At 73.1% G+C, this 18,790-nt stretch carries 17 protein-coding genes, 8 tRNA genes and 2 pseudogenes; 17 read left to right on the top strand and 10 right to left on the bottom strand.

Annotated elements, in window-relative coordinates; translation table 11 throughout:
* Window positions 1-21: 21 nt before the first annotated feature.
* The 6 genes from A8W25_RS04290 (at window position 22) to A8W25_RS04265 (ending at window position 8,839) form a co-directional block, all read left to right on the top strand.
* Window positions 22-885 carry a MetQ/NlpA family ABC transporter substrate-binding protein gene (locus A8W25_RS04290; protein ID WP_067155930.1) on the top strand — a complete coding sequence of 288 codons (864 nt, stop codon included), beginning with the start codon at window positions 22-24 and terminating at the stop codon, window positions 883-885.
* A 161-nt stretch (window positions 886-1,046) separates the two neighbouring features.
* Window positions 1,047-1,703 carry a GNAT family N-acetyltransferase gene (locus A8W25_RS04285; RefSeq protein WP_067155927.1) on the top strand — a complete coding sequence of 219 codons (657 nt, stop codon included), beginning with the start codon at window positions 1,047-1,049 and terminating at the stop codon, window positions 1,701-1,703.
* 113 nt (window positions 1,704-1,816) lie between these two features.
* Window positions 1,817-3,034: a precorrin-6y C5,15-methyltransferase (decarboxylating) subunit CbiE gene (gene cbiE / locus A8W25_RS04280; protein WP_067155918.1), complete on the top strand. Its 1,218-nt coding sequence runs from the start codon at window positions 1,817-1,819 to the stop codon at window positions 3,032-3,034.
* Window positions 3,035-3,602: 568 nt separating this feature from the next.
* The gene (cobT, locus tag A8W25_RS04275; protein WP_420708398.1) at window positions 3,603-6,587 is read left to right on the top strand and encodes a nicotinate-nucleotide--dimethylbenzimidazole phosphoribosyltransferase; all 2,985 of its coding nucleotides are present in this window, start codon (window positions 3,603-3,605) and stop codon (window positions 6,585-6,587) included.
* Window positions 6,588-6,729: 142 nt separating this feature from the next.
* Complete coding sequence (cobA, locus tag A8W25_RS04270) at window positions 6,730-7,959, top strand: uroporphyrinogen-III C-methyltransferase (RefSeq protein ID WP_067155916.1); 1,230 nt, start codon at window positions 6,730-6,732, stop codon at window positions 7,957-7,959.
* Between the two features lie 64 nt (window positions 7,960-8,023).
* Complete coding sequence (locus A8W25_RS04265) at window positions 8,024-8,839, top strand: TrmH family RNA methyltransferase (protein ID WP_067155912.1); 816 nt, start codon at window positions 8,024-8,026, stop codon at window positions 8,837-8,839.
* A 20-nt stretch (window positions 8,840-8,859) separates the two neighbouring features.
* Here the strand turns inward: A8W25_RS04265 and A8W25_RS04260 are convergent, their stop codons facing one another.
* Window positions 8,860-10,077, bottom strand: a complete 1,218-nt coding sequence (locus A8W25_RS04260) for a serine/threonine-protein kinase (RefSeq protein ID WP_079125825.1) — start codon at window positions 10,075-10,077, stop codon at window positions 8,860-8,862.
* A gap of 201 nt (window positions 10,078-10,278) precedes the next feature.
* Between A8W25_RS04260 and A8W25_RS04255 the strand changes: the two genes are divergently transcribed.
* The 3 genes and pseudogenes from A8W25_RS04255 to A8W25_RS04245 all read left to right on the top strand — a co-directional run bounded on the left by A8W25_RS04255 (window position 10,279) and on the right by A8W25_RS04245 (window position 11,526).
* On the top strand, window positions 10,279-10,545 hold the full coding sequence (locus A8W25_RS04255) for a hypothetical protein (RefSeq protein ID WP_067155909.1): 267 nt from the start codon (window positions 10,279-10,281) through the stop codon (window positions 10,543-10,545).
* 138 nt (window positions 10,546-10,683) lie between these two features.
* Window positions 10,684-11,139, top strand: a pseudogene (locus A8W25_RS04250) (phosphotransferase family protein); the annotation flags it as partial.
* Between the two features lie 60 nt (window positions 11,140-11,199).
* Window positions 11,200-11,526 (top strand): zf-TFIIB domain-containing protein, encoded by a 327-nt coding sequence (locus A8W25_RS04245; protein ID WP_067155906.1) that lies wholly within the window; start codon window positions 11,200-11,202, stop codon window positions 11,524-11,526.
* A 47-nt stretch (window positions 11,527-11,573) separates the two neighbouring features.
* Here A8W25_RS04245 and A8W25_RS04240 read toward each other — a convergent pair.
* The 6 genes from A8W25_RS04240 to A8W25_RS04215 form a co-directional block, all read right to left on the bottom strand.
* Window positions 11,574-11,645: transfer RNA gene (locus A8W25_RS04240), tRNA-Val, on the bottom strand.
* 27 nt (window positions 11,646-11,672) lie between these two features.
* Window positions 11,673-11,744, bottom strand: a tRNA-Val gene (locus tag A8W25_RS04235).
* A 49-nt stretch (window positions 11,745-11,793) separates the two neighbouring features.
* Window positions 11,794-11,865: transfer RNA gene (locus tag A8W25_RS04230), tRNA-Val, on the bottom strand.
* 27 nt (window positions 11,866-11,892) lie between these two features.
* Window positions 11,893-11,964 (bottom strand) — tRNA-Val (locus tag A8W25_RS04225).
* A gap of 1 nt (window position 11,965) precedes the next feature.
* Window positions 11,966-12,039: transfer RNA gene (locus A8W25_RS04220), tRNA-Cys, on the bottom strand.
* A 39-nt stretch (window positions 12,040-12,078) separates the two neighbouring features.
* Window positions 12,079-12,151 (bottom strand) — tRNA-Gly (locus A8W25_RS04215).
* Between the two features lie 202 nt (window positions 12,152-12,353).
* On the opposite strand from A8W25_RS04215, the gene A8W25_RS04210 reads away from it, so the two are divergent.
* The 3 genes from A8W25_RS04210 (at window position 12,354) to A8W25_RS04200 (ending at window position 15,130) form a co-directional block, all read left to right on the top strand.
* Window positions 12,354-13,400 (top strand): chorismate-binding protein, encoded by a 1,047-nt coding sequence (locus A8W25_RS04210; RefSeq protein WP_067155903.1) that lies wholly within the window; start codon window positions 12,354-12,356, stop codon window positions 13,398-13,400.
* Window positions 13,401-14,222 carry an aminotransferase class IV gene (locus A8W25_RS04205; protein WP_067155900.1) on the top strand — a complete coding sequence of 274 codons (822 nt, stop codon included), beginning with the start codon at window positions 13,401-13,403 and terminating at the stop codon, window positions 14,220-14,222.
* Between the two features lie 71 nt (window positions 14,223-14,293).
* Window positions 14,294-15,130, top strand: coding sequence for a GNAT family N-acetyltransferase (locus A8W25_RS04200; RefSeq protein ID WP_067155897.1), 837 nt, complete (start codon window positions 14,294-14,296; stop codon window positions 15,128-15,130).
* A gap of 4 nt (window positions 15,131-15,134) precedes the next feature.
* Here the strand turns inward: A8W25_RS04200 and A8W25_RS34695 are convergent, their stop codons facing one another.
* From A8W25_RS34695 to A8W25_RS04190, 3 genes and pseudogenes are all read right to left on the bottom strand, one after another.
* Entirely contained in the window at window positions 15,135-15,605 is a 471-nt protein-coding gene (locus tag A8W25_RS34695) for a DsbA family protein (RefSeq protein WP_234386242.1), read from the bottom strand.
* A 21-nt stretch (window positions 15,606-15,626) separates the two neighbouring features.
* Window positions 15,627-16,181 (bottom strand): annotated as a pseudogene (locus tag A8W25_RS33240) (CGNR zinc finger domain-containing protein); the annotation flags it as partial.
* A 178-nt stretch (window positions 16,182-16,359) separates the two neighbouring features.
* Window positions 16,360-16,773 carry an SsgA family sporulation/cell division regulator gene (locus A8W25_RS04190; RefSeq protein ID WP_003987206.1) on the bottom strand — a complete coding sequence of 138 codons (414 nt, stop codon included), beginning with the start codon at window positions 16,771-16,773 and terminating at the stop codon, window positions 16,360-16,362.
* A 190-nt stretch (window positions 16,774-16,963) separates the two neighbouring features.
* On the opposite strand from A8W25_RS04190, the gene A8W25_RS04185 reads away from it, so the two are divergent.
* From A8W25_RS04185 to A8W25_RS04165, 5 genes are all read left to right on the top strand, one after another.
* Window positions 16,964-17,374, top strand: a complete 411-nt coding sequence (locus A8W25_RS04185; RefSeq protein WP_067155894.1) for a TIGR02611 family protein — start codon at window positions 16,964-16,966, stop codon at window positions 17,372-17,374.
* A gap of 64 nt (window positions 17,375-17,438) precedes the next feature.
* Window positions 17,439-17,510 (top strand) — tRNA-Val (locus tag A8W25_RS04180).
* 107 nt (window positions 17,511-17,617) lie between these two features.
* Window positions 17,618-18,079 (top strand): SRPBCC family protein, encoded by a 462-nt coding sequence (locus A8W25_RS04175; protein ID WP_067155891.1) that lies wholly within the window; start codon window positions 17,618-17,620, stop codon window positions 18,077-18,079.
* Between the two features lie 39 nt (window positions 18,080-18,118).
* Window positions 18,119-18,190 (top strand) — tRNA-Val (locus A8W25_RS04170).
* 107 nt (window positions 18,191-18,297) lie between these two features.
* The gene (locus tag A8W25_RS04165) at window positions 18,298-18,759 is read left to right on the top strand and encodes an SRPBCC family protein (protein ID WP_067155891.1); all 462 of its coding nucleotides are present in this window, start codon (window positions 18,298-18,300) and stop codon (window positions 18,757-18,759) included.
* Window positions 18,760-18,790 lie beyond the last annotated feature (31 nt).

Below are 18,790 nucleotides of genomic sequence, written 5' to 3'. Positions count from 1 at the left end.
CACCAGAAAGAGGCACTTTTCGTGCGTAAGAACATCAAGCTCACCGCTGCTGCCGCCGCCACCGCCGCGCTCGCCCTCGGCCTCACCGCCTGCGGCACGTCCTCCGACCCGAAGTCGTCGTCCGCCAAGGGCGCTTCGGCCGACCCCACCAAGGCGCTCGTCGTCGCGGCGTCCCCGACCCCGCACGCCGACATCCTCGACTTCGTCAAGAAGAACCTGGCGGAGAAGGCCGGACTCAAGCTGGAGGTGAAGGAGTTCACGGACTACGTGCTGCCGAACACCGCCACCCAGCAGGGCCAGGTCGACGCCAACTTCTTCCAGCACAAGCCCTACCTCGACGACTTCAACAAGAAGAACCACACGACGATCGTCCCCGTCGTGAACGTGGAGCTGGAGCCGCTCGGCCTCTACTCCAAGAAGGTCAAGTCCGTGAAGGACATCGCCTCCGGCCAGACCGTCGCGGTACCCAACGACACCACCAACGAGGGCCGCGCGCTCCAGCTGCTCGCGGGCAACGGCCTGATCACCCTCAAGGACGGCGTCGGCACCTCCGCCAAGCTCTCCGACATCAAGGACAGCAAGGGCCTGAAGTTCAAGGAGATCGAGGCCGCCACGCTGCCCCGCGCCCTGAACGACGTCGACGCCGCGGTCATCAACGGCAACTACGCCATCGAGGCCAAGCTCAGCCCGGCCAAGGACGCCCTCGTCCTGGAGAAGTCGGACGGCAACCCGTACGCCAACTTCCTCGCCGTCAAGAAGGGCAACGAGGCCGACCCGCGGATCCAGAAGCTGGCCAAGCTGCTCAACTCCGACGAGGTCAAGAAGTTCATCCAGGACAAGTACCAGGGCTCGGTCGTCCCGGCCTTCGGTGCCGTCAAGTCCTGACCCCTGACGGTCAGTTCCCGTCACCACCCCGGGGCCCCGCACACCGCTCGGTGCGCGGGGCCCCGGCGCGCCCGCCCACCTCGCGGGCCGCCCCCGGCCATGCGCATCCCCGTACCGATGCTGCATGCTGTGCCTTTACGGCCTGACGACCGTCCCCCGGCATGGAGCGGCACATGACTACCCCGACCCCGGTGTTCCCGGACATCTCCATCAGCACCGACCGGCTGGTGCTGCGCGCCTTCGACGAGGACGACATCCCGGCGCACATCGAGATGATGAACGACGAGAACGTCATCGCCTGGACCTCCGTGCCGCACCCCTACACGGCCCGCGACGCCCTGGAGTTCGTGCGGCTGCACGCACCCGCCGAGCGCACCTCGGGACGCGGCATCGTCTTCGCCGTCACCGAGTTCCTCACCCAGCGGCTCGTCGGCGTCGTCCATCTGCAGAACACCAACTGGCGCACCCTGGCCACCGAGGCCGGCTATGTCATCGCCCCCTGGGCGCGCGGTGAGGGCTATGCCACCGAGGCGGTGCTCGCCGCCGCGCAGTGGCTCTTCCGGGACCAGCGCTTCGAGCGCATCGAGCTGCGCACCGCCGCCGACAACACCGCCTCCCAGCAGGTCGCCCAGAAGATCGGCTGCATCAGCGAGGGCGTGCTGCGCAACGCCTGGATAGCGCGGACGCAGACGGAGGACGGCGGCTGGACGGACATCCGCACCGACCTGATCGTGTGGAGTCTGCTCCCCGAGGACCTGGACGGCGTCGCCGACCAGCTCGCGGACGCCGGATACGCCTCCTTCGCCGACTGGAACTGACCCGGCCCCGCCCCCGCTCGCCCGACCGCACCCGCGCCGCACCAGGTACCCTCACCCTGGCCGGGCCCGCCGGGGCCGCCCCGACCTGCGACAACTCCAGGAGACTGACGACGATGGCCGACCGCGTCACGGTGATCGGCTGGGACGGCTCGCCGCTCACCCCGGCGGCCAGGTCCGCGCTGTCCGCCGCCACCCTGGTGGCCGGCGCCGCCCACCATCTGGCGCTGCCCGAGGTGCCCCCGCGCGCCGAGCGGATCCGGCTCGGCAGCGTCGACCTCGCCGCCCGCCGCATCGCGGGCCACCGGGGCAGCGCGGTCGTCCTGGCCGACGGGGACCCCGGCTTCTTCGGCGTCGTGCGCACCCTGCGCGCCCCCGAGCACGGCCTGGAAGTCGAAGTGGTGCCCGCCGTCTCGGCCGTGGCCGCCGCGTTCGCCCGGGCCGGGATGCCCTGGGACGACGCCCAGGTCGTCGTGGCCCACCGCCGCACCCTGCGCCGGGCCGTCAACGTGTGCCGGGCGCACACCAAGGTCGCCGTCCTCACCTCGCCGGGCGCCGGGCCCGCCGAGCTCGCCCTGCTCCTCGAAGGCGTCCACCGCACCTTCGTCATCTGCGAGGAGCTCGGCAGCGAGCGCGAACAGGTCACCGTCCTCACCTCCGACAAGGTCGCCGACCACGCCTGGCGCGACCCCAACCTGGTCATAGTGATCGGCGGCGGCCAGAGCGCGGCACCCGGCGCGGGCTGGATCGCCGGCCGCGATCCCGCCCACCCGCAGCAGGTGCGCGGCTGGGCGCTGCCCGCGTACGAGTACGGGGACGGGCTCGGCCCGGGCGAGTCCGCCGGTCTGCGCGGCGCCCAGCTGGCCCGGCTCGGGCCGCGCACCGGCGACCTCGTCTGGGACATCGGCTGCGGCAGCGGGGCGCTGGCCGCCGAGGCCGCCCGGTTCGGGGCCGCCGTCATCGCCGTCGACGCCGACCCGGACGCCTGCGCCCGCACCGAGGCCGCCGCCCGCCGCTTCGGCGTCCAGCTCCAGGTCGTGGCGGGCCGCGCCCCGCACGTACTGGAGTCGCTGCCCGAGCCCGACGTCGTCCGCGTCGGCGGCGGGGGAGCGGAGGTCGTCTCCGCCTGTGCCGACCGCCGCCCGGAGCGGATCGTCGCGCACGCCGCCACCCGCGACGGCGCCGAGGCGATCGGGGCCGCCCTCGAAGCCGGCGGCTACGACGTGGAGTGCGCCCTCCTCCAGTCCGTGGAGCTGGACACGAGCGCCTGGTCGGAACGCGAACGCTCGGTCGCTTTCCTGCTCTCCGGAAGGCGCCGGGAAAGGTCCCCGTGATCTCTCCGGCGTGTCGTCCGGGGTAGGCTGGCCGACTGTTGTACCGCACCGGGCCGTTCGGCGCTACGTTCGTCAATGTCCGGAATGGGGAACCGGTTTGGGCCCCTGTCGCGGTACGTCGGATCCCGGGGAAGCGCAACGTGGCGCACCCCACACGTTCCGTGGCCGAGACGGGGCGCCAGGTCGGCGATCTCCCGCGAGAATGCTGTGTGTTCGCGGGCCGTACGCACCGCGCGGCGTGCCCGCTCGTTCTTGTTGACGGGTGCGGGGCGCGCCGTGCGTGGGCGGTCCCCGGGCGCAGGCCGAAGAAGCACTACAGATGGGCGAGGGGTACGCATGACTGACACCGGCCAGGTCCCGGGCGAGGGACTGCCGGAGGACGCAGGCATGGTGGAGCAGCCGGGCGTCCCCGCTCCCGGCGCGTACACCTTCCTCGACCCCTCCGACGGTTCGGCGCTCGGCGCGGACGACGACGACCTCCTGCTGATGCCCGGCGCCCAGGGCGCCTGGATCGACCCGCAGTCCGCGCCCCCCCGGCCCGCCGACCACCGGCCCCGAGTACCTGGACGTGCCCCGCGAGGAGACGGCCGTACCGCCCGCAGGCCCCCGGCTGAGCGAGCTCCCGCCGCAGGGCGCGACGCCGTGGGAGTCCGTGGCGCCGCAGGAGGCCGTGCGGACTCCGGCGCAGCAGCCCGCGCCCGAGCCGCAGCGGGTCCGGCAGCCCGAGCCCGTAGCGGCCGAGGCCGCTCGGCCGCAGGCCGTCCAGTCCCAGCCGTCCCTGGCGCAGCCGGAACCCCAGCAGTCACTGAACGGCCTGGTCAGCGCCGCAGAAACGGTCGTCCCGGAGGAGCCCGTGCCGGTCGGCGCGCCCGCCGCCGTGCCCGTCCACGCCGCCGCCGAGCAGCCGTCGCCGGTCGAGGCGCCGGTGCCGCCGGTCCTGCCCGTGGCGCCGGTGGCGGCCGTACAGCCGCCCGCCGTCGGCCAGTTCGTGCCGGTGGAGGGCTCGGTCCCGACCGGGCCGCATCTGGCCCCTTCGCCGGTGGAGCCGGTCGCCGGACCGGTCGTCGCCGAGCAGCCCGCGCCCGTATCCGCGCCCGCGCCCGAGTCCGTCCCGGTGCCCGCCGCCGAGCCGGTGGCCGCCACCGCGACGCCGGAGCCGCAGGCCCCCCAGCCGGTGCGGCCCCTTCCGGCCGAAGGCGGCCAGGCCGAGGCGGCGCCGCAGCCGGTGGCCGAGACGGTCGCCGAGCCCGCCTCGCCGGTGGCACCCGTGGCCGTGGGCCCCGTGGTCGTGGAGGAGCTGGGGGCCGGCGCGGCTGCCGAGCCCGTCGCCGCGGTGGCCGCGGCCGCTCCGGAGCCGGTCGCCGAGGGCGCCGCGCCCGTGGCGCCGATTGCGGTGGAGCCCGTGGAGGTGCCCGCGTCCGCCGAGCCCGTCGCCGAGGTCCGGGAGCAGATCCAGCCCCCGCTTCAGGAGCAGGACGCGGTGGAGCCGCAGGCCGTGGCCATCGCGGCGCCGGTCGTGCCCGTACCCCGCTCCGAGTCCGTCCCTGAGCCGCAGCCCGAGCCGGTCGTCCCCGGGGCACCGGCCCCCGTACGCGTCACGGACGAGCCCGAGCCCCTGGCCGCCGAGGCCGAGCCGGAGCCGGCCGCACCCGCTCCCGTGATCATCGAGGACTACGCGGACGACGCAGCCGACGAGGACGCAGCCGAGGAGATCGTCCCGGCGGCCGTGACCGTCGGGCAGGCCGAGCCGCTCCCTGCCGACGCCGCCGCGCCGGTCGGCACCGCCGACGCGGACGACGAGGACGCCCTCGCCGAGGCGGGCGCCCCGGCCCCCGGCTACGCCGACGCCGAGCGCGAGGCCGTACTGCGCGTGATGCGCGAACGGCGCGACATCCGCAACGGCTTCCGCGGCGACCCGATCCCGCACGAGGTGCTGCTGCGCGTCCTGGAGGCGGCCCACACCGCCCCCAGCGTCGGCCACTCGCAGCCCTGGGACTTCGTGGTCATCCGGTCCGCCGAGACCCGTCGCACCATGCACGAGCTCGCCCAGCGCCAGCGCGACGCGTACGCGAAGTCGCTGCCCAAGGGCCGGGCCAAGCAGTTCAAGGAACTGAAGATCGAGGCCATCCTCGACACCCCGGTGAACATCGTGGTCACCGCCGACCCCACCCGCGGCGGCCGCCACACCCTGGGCCGCTACACCCAGCCGCAGATGGCCCCGTACTCCTCGGCGCTCGCCGTCGAGAACCTGTGGCTCGCCGCCCGCGCCGAGGGCCTCGGCGTCGGCTGGGTCTCCTTCTTCGACGAGCGCGAGATGGTCCGCGCGCTCGGCCTGCCGGAGCACCTGGAGGTCGTCGCGTACCTCTGCGTGGGATACGTGGACGAGTTCCCGGAGGAGCCCGAGCTGATGCAGGCGGGCTGGTCCAAGCGCCGTCCGCTGTCCTGGGTGGTCCACGAGGAGACGTACGGCCGTCGCGCGCTGCCCGGCGAGGACCCGCACGACCTGCTCCAGGAGACCGTCGCCAACATCCGCCCGCTGGACGCCAAGGCGCTCGGCGAGGCGTGGGAGCGGCAGAAGCGGATGACCAAGCCGGCCGGTGCGCTCGGCATGCTGGAGATCATCTCCGCGCAGCTCAGCGGGCTTTCCCGCAAGTGCCCGCCGCCGATCCCGGAGCCCGCGGCCGTCGCGATCTTCGCGGGCGACCACGGGGTGCACGCCCAGGGCGTCACCCCCTGGCCGCAGGAGGTCACCGGCCAGATGGTCGCCAACTTCCTGGGCGGCGGAGCGGTCTGCAACGCGTTCGCCAACCAGGTCGGCGCCGAGGTCTGCGTCATCGACGTCGGCGTGGCCGGCGAGCTCCCGGCCACCCCGGGCCTGCTGCCCCGCAAGGTGCGCCCCGGTACCGGCGACATGACCACCGGGCCCGCCATGACCCGCGAGGAGGTCGTCGCGGCCGTCGAGGTCGGCATCGAGACCGCCCGCGACCTGGTGGCGGCGGGCAACAAGGCGCTCCTGACGGGCGAGATGGGCATCGCCAACACCACGGTGTCGGCCGCCCTGATCTCCCTCTACACGGGCGTCGACCCGGCCGAGGTCACCGGCCGCGGCACCGGCATCAACGACGAGACGCACGCCCGCAAGGTCGACGTGGTCCGCCGCGCCCTGGAGCTGCACAGCCCGGACCCGGCCGACCCGATCGGCGTCCTCGCCGGGATCGGCGGCCTGGAGCACGCGGCCATGGTCGGCTTCATCCTCGGCGGCGCCTCGCTGCGTACGCCGGTGATCCTGGACGGTGTCTCCGCAGGCGCCGCGGCCCTGGTCGCCCGGGCCATCGCCCCGGAGTCCCTGGCGGCGTGCATCGCGGGCCACCGCAGCGCGGAGCCCGGCCATGTGGCGGCCCTCAACAAGCTGGGCCTGCGCCCGCTGGTCGACCTGGACCTCCGTCTCGGCGAGGGCACCGGCGCCCTGCTGGCCCTCCCGCTGGTCCAGAGCGCGGCCCGCGCGATGCACGAGGTCGCGACGTTCGACTCGGCCGGAGTTACCGAGAAGTAGCCACTGTCGTACCCGGTGTGCCCGCCCGTTCCGCAGTACGGAACGGGGGGCGCGCCGGGCGACGGTCCGCAGACAATGGGGTCCGGGGCGACGCCCCGTCCTCCGACGACGCCCGCCGACGCCGCACCAGGAGCCACCCGCCATGGCAGAACACCCCGCGTACCCCGTAGGCCTGCGCCTCACCGGCCGCCGCGTAGTCGTCATCGGCGGCGGCCAGGTGGCCCAGCGCCGCCTCCCGGCCCTGATCGCGGCCGGTGCCGACATCGTCCTGGTCTCCCCGAGCGCCACCCCCTCCGTGGAGGCCATGGCGGACACCGGCGAGATCACCTGGCACCGCCGCCCGTACCAGGAGGGCGACCTCGCCGACGCCTGGTACGCGCTGATCGCCGGCAGCGACGCCGAGGCCAACCGGCTCGCCTCCGCCGAGGCCGAGCGGCACCGGGTCTGGTGCGTGCGCTCCGACGACGCCTCCCAGGCCACCGCCTGGACCCCGGCGACCGGCCGTACCGAGGGCGTCACCGTCGCCGTGCTCACCGGCGGCGCCCCCGACCCCCGCCGCACCGCCGCCATCCGCGACGCGGTGGTGGAGGGGCTGCGCGACGGCACCCTGGTCGCCCCGCACCACCGCACCCGTACCCCCGGCGTCGCCCTGGTCGGCGGCGGCCCCGGCGACCCGGACCTGATCACCGTGCGCGGCCGCCGGCTGCTCGCCGAGGCCGATGTGGTCATCGCCGACCGGCTCGGCCCGCGCGACCTGCTGGACGAGCTCCCGCCGCACGTCGAGGTGATCGACGCCGCGAAGATCCCGTACGGCCGGTTCATGGCCCAGGAGGCCATCAACAACGCGCTGATCGAGCACGCCAAGGCGGGCAAGGCCGTCGTCCGGCTCAAGGGCGGCGACCCGTACGTCTTCGGCCGCGGTATGGAGGAGCTCCACGCGCTCGCCGAGGCGGGCATCCCCTGCACGGTCGTCCCCGGCATCTCCAGCTCGATCTCGGTGCCGGGCGCGGCCGGGATCCCGGTCACCCACCGGGGTGTGGCCCATGAGTTCACCGTGGTCAGCGGCCATGTGGCCCCCGACGACGAGCGCTCGCTGGTCGACTGGGAGGCGCTCGCCCGGCTGACCGGGACGCTGGTGATCCTGATGGGCGTCGACAAGATCGGCGCGATCGCCCGGACGCTGATCGCCCACGGCAAGAACCCCGACACCCCCGTGGCCCTCGTCCAGGAGGGCACCACCGCCGCCCAGCGCCGGGTCGACGCGACCCTCGCCACGGTGGGGGAGACTGTGACCACGCAGGACGTACGGCCGCCGGCCGTCATCGTGATCGGTGACGTGGTCGCCGTGGGTCCCGCGCTCCCGACTACGTAACCCGCGGTAACGGATCTCGGTCCGGGCCGTTGGCACCACACCCAGGACAAGGCAGTATCACCCTGTGGCTGATCTCATCACCATCGACGACCCCGACGACCCGCGCCTGCGCGACTACACGGGTCTGACCGACGTCGAACTGCGCCGCAAGCGCGAGCCCGCCGAGGGCCTGTTCATCGCCGAGGGCGAGAAGGTCATCAGACGGGCCAAGGACGCCGGTTACGAGATGCGGTCCATGCTGCTCTCCGCCAAGTGGGTCGACGTCATGCGCGATGTCATCGACGAGCTCCCGGCGCCGGTGTACGCGGTCAGCCCGGACCTCGCCGAGCGCGTCACCGGCTACCACGTGCACCGCGGCGCCCTCGCCTCGATGCAGCGCAAGCCGCTGCCGACGGCCGAGGAGATCCTGGCGAGCACCCGCCGCGTCGCGGTGATGGAAGCCGTCAACGACCACACCAACATCGGCGCGATCTTCCGCAGCGCGGCCGCCCTCGGCATGGACGCCGTGCTGCTCTCGCCGGACTGCGCCGACCCGCTCTACCGCCGCTCGGTGAAGGTTTCCATGGGTGCGGTCTTCTCCGTCCCGTACGCGCGCCTGGAGGCCTGGCCCAAGAGCCTGGCGACCGTGCGCGAGGCGGGTTTCCGGCTGCTCGCCCTCACCCCGGACGAGAAGGCCTCCGCCATCAACGAGGTGGCGCCCCACCGGCTCGACAAGGTGGCCCTGATGCTCGGCGCCGAGGGCGACGGGCTCTCCACCCAGGCCCTGGTCGCGGCCGACGAGTGGGTGCGCATCCCGATGGCCCACGGCGTCGACTCGCTCAACGTGGGCGCGGCCGCCGCCGTCGCCTTCTACGCGGTGGCGACGGGCCGCCCGGCCTGACACCCGCCGTGCGGGGCCCGTTACAGCTGCTGCGCCGCCGCGATCCCGAGCGCCACGATCAGCGTCACCACGAAGAACACGATCAGACGCTGGCGCAGCAGCCGCGGGTTGGCCGGGCGCAGCCGGCCCGTGCCGGTGCGGGCGCCCGGGCGCGTGCCGGGGCGGCCGTTGGTCCCGTTGGTGCCGTTCGTACGGCCGGCCGAGCGCGTGCCGTTGCGGGGCGCGGGCGGACGTGAGCCGCCGGTGCGCGGCGCCCCCGTCCGCTGGCCCGCGCCGGTGCCCCGGCCGCTCTCCGTGTAGCGCTGGGTGCGCTCGTCGTGCTCGTACCGCTCGGTGCGCTCGGGCAGCCGCCCGGTGGGGCGGTCCGCCTCGGAGCGGTCGCGCTGGGCGGGCGGGCGCGCGTCCAGACCGCCGCCCTGTGCCTCCCGCGCCGCGATCTCCTTGAGGCGCATCGAGAGCTGGAGCGTGCTCGGGCGCTCCTCGGGGTCCTTGGCCAGACAGGCCCGCACCAGCGGCGCCAGCGCGTCCGGCACCCCGTGCAGCTGGGGCTCCTCGTGCACCACCCGGTAGAGCATGACCTCCGAACTGCCGTGCCCGAAGGGCGAGTCGCCCATCGCCGCGTACGCCAGCGTCGCACCCAGTGAGAAGACGTCCGTGGCGGGCGTGACCGCCGCGCCGCGCACCTGCTCGGGCGCGAGGAAGCCGGGCGAGCCCACCGCCGTGCCGACATGGGTCAGCGTGGAGGCGCCGGTCGCCCAGGCGATACCGAAGTCGATGATCCGGGGGCCCTTGGGGGAGAGCAGGATGTTCGACGGCTTGAGATCGCGGTGCACCACACCGGCCTCGTGCACCGCCACCAGGCCCTCGGAGAGCGCGGCGCCGATCGCGGCGACCTCGGCCGCGGCCAGCGGGCCCTCCTCGGCGACCTTGTCGTGGAGCGAGGGGCCCGGCACGTACTGCGTCGCGAACCAGGGGCGGTCGGCCTCCAGATCGGCCGCGACGAGGCGGGCCGTGCAGCCGCCGCGGATGCGCCGGGCCGCCGAGACCTCGCGGGCGAAGCGCGAGCGGAACTCCTGGTCCTCGGCGAGGTCGGGACGGATCACCTTCAGCGCGACCCGCTGGCCGCGCCGGTCGGAGCCGAGGTAGACGACACCCATGCCACCCGCGCCGAGGCGCCGGTGGAGCCGGAACGAGCCGACGACACGCGGGTCCTCGCGCCGGAGCCGCATCATCGCCATGTTCATCCCCGCTGCCCGGTCCTGTTGACGTGGCACAGCTTACGTACCCCCGGGCCGGTGTGCTCATAGGCCGCGCCCTCGCGCACCGATCGATTGTCAGTGCCCGGTGGGAAACTTGAAGAGTGGTCAGCAAGCCGCCGTGCGCGGGGCGCTGGCGCGAGCGTGATCTCAACGATCCGTCGCAGAAGGGGGATTGGATCAGTGAAGGGTGACCGCGTGGAGATAGTCGTGGACGCGGGTGACACGACACGGACGTACGAAGTGGTGGCAAGCCGGGCGGGTCGCAGGGTGGAGACGGCGGTCCGCAGAGGGGTGGTGGAAGTGAGCGAAGTCACCCGTAGCGGGACAGTTGTGCGCACCGCGCGCTTCATGGCGAACCGGGTCCTGGCCCTGGTCGAGCAGCCGGTCCCCCGGGAGGACGCGTCGGAGGCGGAGACCCGTCCCCTCCGGGAAGACCCCAAGTCCTAGGACCCCGTCTCCACCCAGGGGAGTAGGAGAGTGGGGACCCACTCATCCCCTGGGAGGCCCGGCAATCGGTACGAGGGCATGACGCCCGGCGTCCGCCGTTTCCCTAATGTTGAGGTCAAGCGGCGGGCGCAGCACTCGGTGCTGCGGTCCTGGGGCCAACTCCCGGCATGGGCCCGCGCCGAAGCCCCGCACCCCGGCCCCGCCCGGCTCTGCCACGGCGACTTCCACCTCGGTCAGCTCGTCCGCCACCCGGCCGCCACCGGCGACTGGCTGCTCATCGACGTGGACGACCTGGGACTGGGCGACCCCGCCTGGGACTTGGCGCGCCCCGCCGCCTGGTACGCGGCCGGACTGCTCGACCCCGAGGACTGGGCCCGCTTCCTCGCCGCGTACCGGGAGGCGGGCGGTCCCGCGGTCCCCCCGGACGGCGATCCCTGGCCCCAACTCGACGTTCCCGCCCGCGCCCTGACCGTACAGACGGCGGCGCTGGCCCTCGCCAAGTGCGCGCGTGAGCGCCGGGCGCCGGACGAGGCGGAGCTGGTCATGATCGAGAGCTGTACCCGAATCGCAGCACTCCCGCCCGAGTTCCCGTGACGGAGGCCGTCGTAGGGTGCCGATTGCCCATCGTAGAAACGGCGAGGAGTTGAGCCGGTCATGCAGTGTCCCAAGTGCCACGCACCGATGCACACGTACAACCGCAACGGTGTCCAGATCGAGCAGTGCAGCGGCTGCCGGGGGATCTTCCTCGACTACGGGGAGCTGGAGTCGCTGACCCGGCTGGAGGCGCAGTGGGGGCAGCAGGCCCCGCCGGCGCCGCCCGCCCCGCAGGCCTACCCCGCGGCGCCCCAGGCCCCGCAGCCCTACCCGGGCCAGGCCTCGCACGCTCCGGCCTGGGGCGCCCCGCAGCACCACGGCGGCCACGGCGGTCACTACGGCCACAAGCGCCACAAGGGCTTCGGCCACATGCTCTTCTCGTCCTGAGCACGACGAAGCCCCCGGCCTTCGAGAAGGCCGGGGGCTTCGGGCTGTGCGCGATACTGGGATTGAACCAGTGACCTCTTCCGTGTCAGGGAAGCGCTCTCCCGCTGAGCTAATCGCGCGGGTACGGATCTTCGAGAAGATCCAAGTGCGCGATACTGGGATTGAACCAGTGACCTCTTCCGTGTCAGGGAAGCGCTCTCCCGCTGAGCTAATCGCGCGGGGTCGGTCAGAACCCTACAGGACGGTTCCGGACCGGGTGGTACTGCGTGCGCGATACTGGGATTGAACCAGTGACCTCTTCCGTGTCAGGGAAGCGCTCTCCCGCTGAGCTAATCGCGCGGGTACGGATCTTCGAGAAGATCCAAGTGGACGATACTGGGATTGAACCAGTGACCTCTTCCGTGTCAGGGAAGCGCTCTCCCGCTGAGCTAATCGTCCTTGGAGGTGGAGACGGGATTTGAACCCGTGTAGACGGCTTTGCAGGCCGTTGCCTCGCCTCTCGGCCACTCCACCAGGAGTGCGAGCAGGGGTTCGGGAAGATCCCCCACATCGAGCGGACGACGAGATTCGAACTCGCGACCCTCACCTTGGCAAGGTGATGCTCTACCAACTGAGCCACGTCCGCTTGTCGTTTCCGTTTCGCTTGCGCGTCCCGGCGACGTGTTGAACTCTAGCGGATTCCTGGGCCAGTACAAAAACGCGTTTGTGCAGCGTGCTGCGGTGTGCCCGGCCCGCGCCCGCCGCCGGGCCCGCCCCGGACCCCGCGTCGTCCCTGGTCCGCGCCCGGTCCGGGGCGGCGGCGCGGCGGCCCCCCTAGACTCACAACCGTGCATGACCTCGCTCCTCTGGCCCGTTTCGGCGGGCTCCTCGCCCGAGATCTCCGCGATGTGACGGCCGACCCGGAGGCGCTGGACTCCGCCGGCTTCTGGGCGGTCGCCGCCGACTTCGAGGGCCGTCTCGTCTGTGCCCGCTTCGCGGACGTACGGGCCGACCCCGTCCCCGCGCCCGTCCCGGGCGCCTGGCGCGGGCCCGCCGCCGGTGACTGGACGTCCTCCCTCGACCGCGCCGCGTACACCGCGGGCGTCCGCAGGATCCGCGAGCACATCGCGGCCGGCGAGGTCTACCAGGCGAACCTCTGCCGCGTCCTGACCGCGCCGCTGCCCGACCCGGCCGCCGCCGACGTCGACGCGCTCACCGCCCTGCTCGCCCGGGGCAACCCCGCCCCCTATGCAGGAACGATCCGCCTGCCCGCGCACGGCGTGGAGATCGCCACCGCCTCGCCCGAGCTCTTCCTGCGGCGTACGGGACGGGTCGTCGAGTCCGGGCCCATCAAGGGGACCGGCCGCACGGCCGAGGACCTCCTGGAGAAGGACCACGCCGAGAACGTGATGATCGTCGACCTGGTCCGCAACGACCTGGGCCGGGTCTGCGCCACCGGCTCGGTCACCGTGCCCGAGCTCTGCGCGGTCGAGCCGCACCCGGGCCTGGTCCACCTCGTCTCGACCGTCCGCGGGGAACTGCGCGAGGGAGCGGGCTGGAAGGAGCTCCTCGACGCCTCCTTCCCGCCCGGCTCGGTCACCGGGGCGCCCAAGTCCAGCGCGCTGCGGATCATCGAGGCGCTGGAGACCGCCCCGCGCGGCCCCTACTGCGGCGGCATCGGCTGGGTCGACGCCGACCGGGGCCGCGGCGAGCTCGCCGTCGGCATACGCACCTTCTGGATCGACCGCCCCCGTGGCGTGCTGCGCTTCGGCACCGGCGCGGGCATCACCTGGGGCTCGGACCCCGAGCGGGAGTGGGCCGAGACCGAGCTGAAGGCGGCACGGCTCCTCGCGGTAGCGTCGGGCGCGTACACGCAGAGTGGAAGGACCGCGTAGATGCAGATCTGGGTGAACGGCGGACTGCGGGACGCCGACGCCGCACAGGTGTCCGTCCTCGACCACGGGATGACCGTGGGCGACGGCATCTTCGAGACGGTGAAGGCGGAGAAGGGGACGACGTTCGCGCTCACCCGCCATCTCGCCCGGATGACCCGCTCGGCCCGCGGCCTCGGGCTGCCCGACCCCGATCTCGACGAGGTCCGCCGCGCCTGCGCCGCCGTGCTCGACGCCAACCCGGTCGCGCTCGGCCGGCTGCGCATCACCTACACCGGCGGCCTCTCCCCGCTCGGCTCCGACCGCGGCGACGCGGGCCCCACGCTGGTGGTGGCCCTCGGCGAGAGCGCCCGGCGCCCCGACACCACCGCCGTGATCACCGTCCCCTGGACCCGCAACGAGCGCAGCGCCGTCGCCGGGCTCAAGACCACCTCGTACGCCGAGAACGTCGTCGCGCTGGCCCGCGCCCACGGGCAGGGGGCCACCGAGGCGCTCTTCGGCAACACCGTCGGCGCGCTCTGCGAGGGCACCGGCTCCAATGTCTTCGTCGTCGTCGACGGACAGCTGCACACCCCGCCGCTCGCCTCCGGCTGCCTCGCCGGGATCACCCGTGAGCTGGTCGTGGAGTGGACCGGCGCCCAGGAGACCGAGCTGCCCCTGGACGTACTGGGCAGGGCCGAGGAGGTCTTCCTGACCTCGACCCTCAGGGACGTCCAGGCGGTGCACCGGGTGGACGGCCGGGAGCTGACCGGCACGCCGGGCCCGGCCACCGTCAAGGCGATGCGCGTCTTCGACGAGCGGGCCGCGTCCGACCTCGACCCGTAGGACCTGGGAAGAGGCGGCCCGTCCCGACAAATCCGGTGACGGACGGCGGCCCGGCAGGTACAACGGCCTTGATGACCACGACCATTCGGCCGACCGGGCCGCTTCAGCAGGGCGCCGACGGCGCCGCCTCCCGTACGTACGACGTCTGTGTGAACAGCAGACGCGTCGGCACGATCACCGTCGCCACCGACCCGGCGTTCGGCCGCGCCATGGGGGTGATCAGCGGGCTGCACATCGACGGGCCCGACCGGGGACGCGGCCGGGGGACGGTCGCCGCGCTCGCCGCCGAGGAGGTGCTGCGGGGCTGGGGCTGCACCCAGGTGCGCGCGGCGGTGCCCGCGGCCGCCTCGGCCGCCCTGCGGCTGGCCGACGCGCTCGGCTACACCGAACGCAGCCGCAACATGGTCAAGCGGCTGCCCGCCGAGCCGCCCGCGCTGCCCGCCTCGGTCACCGGGCGGGCGATGACCGAGGCCGAGTTCACCGTCTGGCACCACGACGAGCAGGAGAACTACGCCCGCAGCTGGATCGCCCGGGGCGTCCCGGCCGACCAGGCCCGCGCCAAGTCCGAGGCCGACCACCGCGACCAGCTGCCCGACGGCCTGGCCACGCCCGGCGTCCATCTGGAGGTGCTGGTCAGCGGTGACGCGGTGGTCGGGCACGTCTGGGTGGCCCGGCGGCAGCTGGACACCGGGCCCGCCGCCTATGTCTACGACGTGGCGGTCGCCGAGGAGTACCGGGGCCGGGGCCACGGCCGCTCCCTGATGCTCCTCGCCGAGCGGGCGGCGCTGGCCGAGGGGATGTCCGAGCTGGCCCTGCACGTCTTCGCCGACAACACCCCGGCCGTGCGGCTGTACGAGTCGCTGGGGTACGAGCCGACGGAGTACAACCGGGCCAAGGCTCTCCTGTAGGGGCTCAGGCGCCCAGCAGCCGGTCCGCGATCTCCTGGATGCGGGCGCGCAGCCCGTCCTGGCTCTTGCCGCCGTCCAGACGCTCGCCGTCGATGACGTATGTGGGGGTGCCGGTGACGCCGATCGCCTTGCCCTCGGCCTGGTCGGCGTCGACGATCAGCAGATGCCGGCCGTCGATGAGGGCGGTGTCGAACTCCTCGGCGTCCAGGCCGAGTTCCCGCGCGGTGTCGAGCAGTACGCGCTCTCCGCGCTCGCCCAGCTCGCCGGTGCGGGCGAGCACCGCCTCCACGTACGGCCAGCCGCGGCCCTGCTCGAACGCCTCCTCGGCGGCCTGGGCGGCGGCGTAGGCGTGCTTGTGCTTCTCCAGCGGGAAGTGCCGCAGCCGGATGTCGAGCCGGTCGCCGTACTGCTCCCGCAGGGCGCGGACGTCGTCGAGGGCGGCGTGGCAGTCGGGGCACTGGAGCTCGCACCACACGTCGAGGACGACGGGGGCGGAGCCGGGGGCTTCCTTGCGGCGGGCCCGGTAGGCGGCCACGTGCAGCCGGTTCCCGCAGGTGCGGCTGTCGCAGTAGCGGCGCGAGCGGTTGCGCGAGAGGTCCACGAAGGCCCGCCCGCAGTCCGGCGCCTCGCACCGGCACAGCCGCTCCTGCTCGCCCGCCACCACGATGAACGCGAGCGCCATCCCGCCGTCGGCGGCCAGGTGGTCCGCGATCGAGGCGCCCGGCGCGAAGTAGTGCACGTGCCAGTCGTAGCCGTCGTGGTCGGTGAGCTGGGGTGTGGTGCCCGCCTCCGCCACGATCTCGTTGACGAGACCGGCCGCCGCCCGGGCGTCCGGCGCCTCGAAAACGGCCGAGAAACGGTCCCGTACGGTCCGTACGCCGGAGAGGTCGCGCCCGGTGAGGGTCTCCACGCCGCTGATGGAGTGGTCCTGGGCGAAGCCGTGCAGCGCCTCGACGTCGGCGAGCCGGTCGGGCTCCTCGCCCTCCGGTGCGGTGTTCACCAGATCGACCACCATGTCGAGGGCGATCCGGGTGTCGTGAGGGATCAGCACGATTCGCTCCCTGGCCTGCTGCGGGCCGGTGCCCGCCGATGCCCGGTGACTCTAGCGGCTCGGGAGTGGTCGCGGGACGGGCGCCGGTGGGGTGCCTATGCGGTGGGCGTGCCTATGCGGGCGGCCGCGCGGCGCCGTCTCCCCGAGTCGGACGGCGCCGTGCGGCTCTCGGTCTGGCTCAGTTCTCCGCCAGGATGTGCGAGAGCTCCGTGTCCAGATCGAAGTGACGGTGTTCGGTGCCCGGTGGCACCGCGGCGTCGGTCCGCTTGAGGAACGACTCCAGAGCCCGCGCCGGGGCTTCGAGCAGGGCCTCTCCTTCCGGGGAGCTGAGGGCGATGCAGACGACGCCCTGGCCATGGCTGCGCGACGGCCAGACTCTGACGTCGCCGGTACCGGTGGGCCGGTGCAGGCCCTCGGCGAGAAGGTCGCGGGCGAACACCCACTCGACGGTCTCCTCGGCTCCGGTGTGGAAGGTGGCGTGCACGGCGTAGGGATCGGCCGTGTCATACCGCAGGCCCGCGGGTACAGGCAGTGAGGACTCGCTCGACACAACGAGGCGCAGGTGCAGCTCGCAGCTGACCGTGGTGTTCATAAGCGCCAGGGCCTTTCGCTCAGTGTGCGCTCGGGGATTCGCACGTCGGCGAAATCGACATGCCACCTACGGTGCCGTTGTAAACCCCTCTGGCCGTTTTGCGGGTGTTCAGGTAGCTCGTACGGCGGAGTATTACTTTGGGTTATGCGGCCATTCTGGTGAGGGTGCCCGGTCGGGTAGGTTGGACGGCATGAATACGGGGAGTGACGAGCAGGCCGGAGCGCCCGAGGCGGTCCTTGGATCGCGGGCGCCCGCCTTCATCAAGGCGTCCAGGCCGCTCCATCTGAGCTGGCAGGTCGGCGTCTTCATCGTGGGTCTCGCGGTGGTGGTCGCGGGCATCATCATGCTTCCGCTGCCGGGGCCCGGCTGGCTGGTGATCTTCGGTGGCATGGCGATCTGGGCGACCGAGTTCGTCTGGGCCCAGCTGGTGCTGCGCTGGACCCGGCGCAAGGTGACCGAGGCCGCCCAGCGGGCCCTCGACCCCAAGGTGCGGCGGCGGAACATCATCCTGACGGCGGTCGCCCTGGTGATCATGGCGACGCTCGCCGGGATCTACCTCTGGAAGTTCGGCCTCGTCATGCCGTGGAAGATCAACGACTGACGGGCGGGACCCGCCACCATGGTCAAACGCCCCGCTGACATGCGGTAATGTTTGCGGTGCGCCCGGGCGATTAGCTCAGTGGGAGAGCGCTTCGTTCACACCGAAGAGGTCACTGGTTCGAACCCAGTATCGCCCACCCGGACCGAAGGCCCGGAGATCCGCGAGGATCTCCGGGCCTTCGGCGTTCCAGGAACCCGTGCCCCGCCCCGGTGCACTTCCCGTTCCCCGGCGCAGACTTGAGCCATGAAGCGCACGACCGCGCACTGGAGCCACTACACCTTCCGCAGCGTCTGGCACCTGCCCGCCCCGCCCGGCGCCGTCTACGCCGTCCTGGAGCGCGCCGAGGAGTACCCGCGCTGGTGGCCGCAGATCCGCGAGGTGACCGCCGTCGACGACGGCGCCGGCATCGCCAGGTTCCGCTCCCTCCTGCCGTACGACCTGGTCGTCACCGCCCGCGAGCGGCGCCGCGACGAGGCGGCCGGGGTCCTGGAAGTGGCCATGAGCGGCGACCTGGACGGCTGGGCCCGCTGGACGCTGAGCGCCTGCGACGGCGGTACGCGCGCGGTGTACGAGCAGGAGGTCGAGGTGCGCAAGCCGCTGATGCGGCGGCTCGCCGTCCCCGGGCGGCCCGTCTTCCTCGCCAACCACGCCCTGATGATGCGCGCCGGACGGCGGGGGCTGACGGCCGTCCTGAACGGAGTTTGAACCCAGGCCGTCCGGGCCTGTATGGTTCAGTCCGTTCCCGGGCGATTAGCTCAGTGGGAGAGCGCTTCGTTCACACCGAAGAGGTCACTGGTTCGAACCCAGTATCGCCCACCCGGACCGAAGGCCCGGAGATCCGCGAGGATCTCCGGGCCTTCGGCGTTCCAGGAACCCGTGCCCCGCCCCGGTGCACTTCCCGTTCCCCGGCGCAGACTTGAGCCATGAAGCGCACGACCGCGCACTGGAGCCACTACACCTTCCGCAGCGTCTGGCACCTGCCCGCCCCGCCCGGCGCCGTCTACGCCGTCCTGGAGCGCGCCGAGGAGTACCCGCGCTGGTGGCCGCAGATCCGCGAGGTGACCGCCGTCGACGACGGCGCCGGCATCGCCAGGTTCCGCTCCCTCCTGCCGTACGACCTGGTCGTCACCGCCCGCGAGCGGCGCCGCGACGAGGCGGCCGGGGTCCTGGAAGTGGCCATGAGCGGCGACCTGGACGGCTGGGCCCGCTGGACGCTGAGCGCCTGCGACGGCGGTACGCGCGCGGTGTACGAGCAGGAGGTCGAGGTGCGCAAGCCGCTGATGCGGCGGCTCGCCGTCCCCGGGCGGCCCGTCTTCCTCGCCAACCACGCCCTGATGATGCGCGCCGGACGGCGGGGGCTGACGGCCGTCCTGAACGGAGTTTGAACCCAGGCCGTCCGGGCCTGTATGGTTCAGT

This window comes from Streptomyces sp. ERV7 (assembly GCF_001653515.1).
Taxonomy (GTDB): Bacteria; Actinomycetota; Actinomycetes; order Streptomycetales; family Streptomycetaceae; genus Streptomyces.
The sequence above is the reverse complement of the archived record's forward strand: the minus strand, read 5'-3'. Positions and strand labels throughout refer to the sequence as shown.